General features: G+C 36.0%; 4 protein-coding genes. All 4 read right to left on the reverse strand.

From position 1 onward, the window contains the following. The coding region (locus VIL26_03295) for a nucleoside-diphosphate sugar epimerase/dehydratase (protein ID HEY8389957.1) at positions 1-1704 on the reverse strand (1704 nt) is incomplete at its 3' end. An 83-nt stretch (positions 1705-1787) separates the two neighbouring features. Continuing rightward, a complete protein-coding gene (locus VIL26_03300; protein ID HEY8389958.1) occupies positions 1788-4007 on the reverse strand; it encodes a hypothetical protein in 2220 nt (739 codons plus the stop codon). 90 nt (positions 4008-4097) lie between these two features. Then, the gene (locus VIL26_03305) at positions 4098-5606 is read right to left on the reverse strand and encodes an Rne/Rng family ribonuclease (GenBank protein ID HEY8389959.1); all 1509 of its coding nucleotides are present in this window, start codon (positions 5604-5606) and stop codon (positions 4098-4100) included. Between the two features lie 132 nt (positions 5607-5738). Continuing rightward, positions 5739-6362: site-2 protease family protein (locus VIL26_03310; GenBank protein HEY8389960.1), on the reverse strand; the 624-nt coding region annotated here is incomplete at its 5' end.

A 6362-nucleotide genomic window follows, 5' to 3' on the forward strand; every position in this document is an offset into this window, starting at 1 on the left:
GCAATGGTCCTTATGAAGTATCAGCTCTTCATACATCTTTTCGCCTGGTCTTAATCCGGTATATTCTATCTTAATATCTTTGTCAGGAACAAAGCCTGCCAAAGTTATCATCTTTCTAGCAAGGTCATCAATCTTAACAGGCGCGCCCATATCAAGCACATAAACCGAACCGTTTTCGCCTTTTGCTCCGCTCATCATTACAAGGCTTACAGCTTCAGGAATAGTCATAAAGTATCTGATAATATTTTTATCTGTCACAAGTACAGGCCCGCCGTTTTCAATCTGCTTTCTAAACAGCGGAATAACAGAACCATTAGAACCAAGAACATTTCCAAATCTTACTGCCATAAACTTGGTCTTGGAGTTGTCCTTCATGGACTGAACAATCATTTCGCATACACGCTTGGTAGCACCCATCACATTGGCTGGATGCACAGCCTTGTCTGACGAAATCAAAACAAATCTTTCTACACCATACTTGTCTGACAGCTTAACTACATTGTATGTCCCAAATACATTATTCTTGATAGCTTCATCTGGATTGTGTTCCATAAGCGGAACATGCTTATGCGCAGCAGCATGGTAAACAAGATTAGGTCTGTATTTTTGGAATAATATTTCTAGTTTGTCATAATCTCTTACAGAGGCTATTTCTACTACCAAATTAAGCTTATCGCCATACTGCATCTTCAATTCTTGCTGTATTTCATAAGCATTGTTTTCGTATATATCCAATATTATAAGCTGTCTTGGGTTATACTTAGCTATTTGACGGCAAAGCTCTGAACCAATAGATCCGCCGCCGCCTGTAACCAAAACCACCTTTCCTTTATACATTTCAATGAATTTATCGGTATCAAGTTTTATAGGCGCGCGGTCAAGCAAATCTTCTACATCAATATGACGTCTGGTCTGCCAAATATTCTTTTGACTTATAAGTTCAGTAATTGACGGAACAGTTACAACCTTGCATTTGGTTTTCAAACATTTTTCTAATACTCTTTGACGTTGCTCAAATGTCGCAGAAGGTATAGCAACCGCTATTTCATCAATATTTAATTCAGAACACAAAATTTCAATCGAATCAGTATTGCCTACAATTTTGACGCCTTTTATGTTTTTACCGATTTTACTTTTATCATCATCAAAAAAGCATACAGGCAAATACTCATTGTCTTTTTCTGCCAAAATATTTTCAAGCATAAAAGCGCCTGCTTGTCCTGCTCCTACAATTGCAAGCCTTTTTCCTGATGTGGTTTTCTTTCTGCGAATACGTTCATATATGATAAAATACAAAAGCTTGCCGCTCAAAATCAATACCGAAGCAACAAGAGAAGTTATTATTGTAAAGATAAGATATGTTACATCGCCGCCTGAAGCAATAAATGATGAAACGATAAAAATAATTGATGAGCTAAAAAGCACCAAAAGCAATTTGAATAAGTCTCTCAAGCTCATAAACTGCCATAGATTGCGATATAATCCGAACAAATTAAATAATGCAGCGTAAGGAATAATCAAAAACGCCAAGGTATATAAATTGCCTACCCAAAGCATTAGTCTTTGTTCATATAAGAACAAATAAAAAACAATGCATAAAAAATAAGAGGCTATAAGAAAAAATATATCTATTATTGACAAAAACAATGTATTATTTCTTATAAAAAAATTACTTAACCAAATTTCCTTTGAACGTTTCTCCATATCCTACACCCTTAAAACACACTCATTATATCAGCTTTATATATCTAAAACAATGATTTTTGATAAATATATATTTCCAAAATTTATATTTGCTCTACATAAGCATTTTGATCAGTTATAACCACTTTATGCTTGCCCGCCGGAACACTGAATTCATATTCTGCTTTTTTGCCTAACTGAACAGGATTGCTAGGCTTTAATGTAATATTAAGATCTATAGGCACATAAATCAAAAAGCTGTAGTCTTCTTTAGTCTCAATAAATTGTCTAACTATACAACGTCCGCCTTCTGACTTAAACACCTCTTTGTTGTCTATTAACAATGTCGTAGTATAATTATCAACATCAAGACTATAATAATGCCCCATAAGCTTTAGATTGGTTATTGCGTGAGAACCTTTTGCAAACGTGCCAAATCTTACAGCAAATTTTAGATCATCCCTAAAATATTCGACATCAATAAGCGATTGCATACCTATTAACGCCAATAAATTTCCTTCCATGCTTATATTATTTTTATCCTTATGGACTTTGCCGTTAGGTAAATATTTTGAATAGACATTAAAATAAAATTTATTAAACTTTTGCCAAAGCTTGGCGCATTTATATGCAAAAGCGCTGGCTATCTCGTCAAGTCCGTATCTAACTAATCCTTGATATATCAGATAATTGACATAAGGTATAATCGTTCCGCGATATTCGAGATACTGCGGTTTTTTACCCGAAACATCGTTCGCCTTTTTGCCGTATTCCTTATTATTTTTAGACAAAGTTGGGATCACAAATTCTCCCCAAAACTTTTTCTTGTCCGTAAGGTTGTCAGCCAAAGCTCTCAATTGTTCAGGGCTTTGAACAGCTCCCGCAATCAAAGGATAAAAGCTGGTTGCACCATAGTTTTCGGGCCATGAATCATCGGTATATCTATTTAGATATAATCCTAATTTTTCGTTATAAAACTTTTCATTGATTTTTTGCTTCAATACTTTTTTGGCTTCGCCATACTCGCTAGCTTCGGGAATCAAGAATTTTACAGCCATTCTTTCAAGTATGTCATAAGCAAGCAGCTTAAGACAGCTTTGATCCAAAGAATACATAGGCTTAATATTGGATGTTTCTTTCATGGGCGAATCAACCCATTTATAAGCAATAAGAGTTTTTTCCTTGCTCTCGTCAAGTACAAGCTTGCCGTCAGGCGGGTAAAGTTTTGAAAACTTAGAATATAACTTTATAAAGCTGGACTTATCTTTTGTACGCACAAAAATTTGATACGCAGCAATAAGTCCGAAAATGTTATCTTCTGCTGTATATATAAGCTGATTTTCTACATTAATGCTGTCGCTAGCCCACGAAGAGATAAGCGCACAAGCATTTTCATCTATGCCAAACAAGTCAAAATTATCATTAAGTTTTAGTCTTTTTGCGGTAGATATTGTATTGAGAAGATAAGGATAATAAACTCTGGACCACATAGACGCATTAAACATACACTCTACCCCAGTACCCAGAATGCCTGTTCCGTATGTCTTGTTGACGCTGTATTTTAGATCTCCGGTCGTTTCAATGAGTTTATCTATTTTGTCCATGTTGGGAATATCAAAAGCCAAAATCTTTTCATCGCCTATGGCGCAATAAAGATATACCGTGGGCTGATAGTTATTGATGATAAATTCCATCATAACTTCGTTAAACGCCCCGTTAGCCGAATCTAGCGGCTTATTGTAGCTTTGCGCCATAAAATATTCACGATTGGGCTTGTCGTCCAAAATTACTTGATAACGATTTTTAAAAACAGAATAGGGTTCGTTAAGCTGAATATCCCCTGGAATTACCGCGACATATGGAGAGCGTCCCTTTACATATGAGCCTTCAATACTAATTTCTCCAGGCCAGCCAAAACAAGGATAAAAAATCACCCTGACTCTTAATCTTCTGCTTGCTGTGATTTGGATACCTAATCCCTGTTCGCCCTGTCTAATCCATTTTACAGATAAAGGCCCGCTGTTAAAATTGGCATAATTGCCGTCTTCAGAATAAACACTATATTTTGATAATGACGCTACAAAATCTTCATTTTCAAGCCATTTGCGGCCGTTATGATAAGTAACCTTTACTCCCCACAACGAGCCGTTTTTTCCTATCAACATTGCGCCGTTGATTGCAGAATAATCAAGCCCCGCTCCTATTATATATTTTGACGGATAATTTTCGTTTTTTATTGCTGGACCTTTGGGTTCTTCTTTATAAAACTTTTCTAAGTACGGAGGCCGGAATGTAAAGCCGTATTCTTTATTGATATATCTCATAAAAATATAAACCTTTTAACATCAAACTTGATTATTAAAAAAGATTATATCATAAAATCATATTATAAGCCATAACTTACACAAAAGTTCTCAATAAACCAGCCTTGCTGTATCAGGTAAAGTTAAAATTTTGTCTTTTTCTGCCTGAATTCGATAAATTTCTCTGCTTAATCTTTCATCAGGAATCATGTAAATTCGTTTTCCTGCCCAAATCGTTTCACATTCTTTTGAAAACGCACCCGTAAATACTTTTGTCATTACTTCGGGATTTACCGTAACGGTAACAGCAGGCGGATTGAGTGTTGCAAACAAATCCATAAGGTCCGTACGTATTCTGTCGGCTACTGAAGAAGTAGAATAAATTCTGCCCGAACCATGACACATAGTACATTCATCTTGAAGATAGCTTGATATATCATTGCGCACTTTTTTTCTGGTCAATTCTACAAGCCCCAATCTCGTCATGCCTAAAACTTTACACTTGGTACGGTCGCGGCTTAAATTTTCTTCCAAGACCTGAAGCAGCTTTTCTTTGTGCTCATTGAGTTCCATATCAATAAAATCAATAACTACTATTCCGCCTATATTCCTTAAGCGTATCTGTCTTGCTATTTCTACTGCTGCTTCTAGATTGACCTCAAAAACAGTATCTTCAAGCAATGTGCCGTTTCCTGTGTATTTTCCGCTGTTGACGTCAATAACTGTAAGCGCTTCGGTCTTGTCTATGATAAGATATCCGCCGCTTTTTAACCAAACCTTGCGGTCTAAAAGCATGTCAATTTTTTGGCGAATACCATAGCTTTTGAACATATCCGTCTTGCCGGTGTACAGTTCCAGCTTGTCGGCGCAAACAGACAGACTTTTTACCAGATGTTCTGAAATCGTGTCATATACTTCTTTTGAATTGGTAATGATATGCTCAATGTTGCTGTTAAGCATATCTCTTACAGTTCTAAAAACCAAATCGCCCTCTGTATAAATAAGCTCGCGGGGGCGTGCCGTTTTGAATTTTTGATTAATGGTTTCCCATAATTTATATAAAGATTTTATTTCACTTAAAATTTCGCGCTTGGAGATTTCAGGCGCAACTGTTCTTATTATAAATCCGCAGCCTTTGGGCGCATGATCCTGAACAAGTTTAAGCAGTTTTTCTCTTACTTTTTCATCTTGAATTTTGCGCGATACTCCAAAAAAATCTAGAGTGGGCGTCATAACAACGCTTCTTGCAGGCAGCGATATATTGCTAGAAATTCTTGCGCCTTTTGTACCGACCTCGTCTTTTACAACCTGCACCATGATTTCATCGCCAGGCTTGATTGTAAGCTTTTCAGGAATATCGATTACATGGTTTTCAAGTTCAGACCGGTCGATAATCATATCGCCGACATATAAAAAAGCGTTTTTTTCCAAACCTATATCTACAAACGCGGCTTGCATTCCCTGCAAGACATTGACTACAACGCCTTTGTAAATATTGCCTACCAGCTTTTTTTTGGATGAGGATTCGATATAAAATTCTGCTAGCTCGTTGTTTTCGGTCATTGCCACACGGACATTGCTCGAATCCACATCTATAAAGATGCTGCTTTTTCTAATCAAAATGTTCCTCGATAATTTTGTTTACGAAGATTATTATATAGTTTTTATCTTCAAAAGTCTATATTTTAAGACAAAAAACAACTTTGGTATAAAAAATATGCTTTATTAATAATCTATTTCAATAACTTTATCTTAATTTAATTTGCTTTTTTTAAGCGCATCCTTTATGGGAGTTACATAACTGTTAGCGTTCAAAAGATCTTCAATTTCGGTTTCACTTAAAGTTTTGATGTTTTTAAGTTTTTCATCCAATACTCTTACATAGTAATAGTAAGACGATGAAAACAGCCTTATTACTTCTCCCAAAGGCATATCCTCATTTACCGCAATTTCTTTTATTTCCAAACCCCTTTTTATGTTTTGAGCTCTATATGTGCGGTTATATATGCGCATATACCCGTCTGTTTTGGATCCAGTAAGTGCGCATATAAAGGCAAAAATGCCTAAAATGCAAAAACTGATATTAAACTCAAAAAATATTGATACCGCAAATAACACCAAAAGCATGCTGCCCAAAATAATTCCCGTTATCCTTATGATTTTATAAGCTTTGTTTTGAGGAAATCTTTTAGACAGCAGACACAGCATAATTCTTCCGCCATCTAATGGGAAAACAGGCATAAGATTAAATAATGCATTGACTATATTGGCATAGACAAAGGCTTGGGTAAAAAAATATGACGCAGGGATAAGCCACCAAACAGCCGTAAAAATAATAGCAACCACAAGGTTGGTAACAGGTCCGAAAGCCGCAAT

It is taken from the genome of Clostridia bacterium, assembly GCA_036562685.1.
In the GTDB taxonomy this organism is placed as follows: domain Bacteria; phylum Bacillota; class Clostridia; order Christensenellales; family DUVY01; genus DUVY01.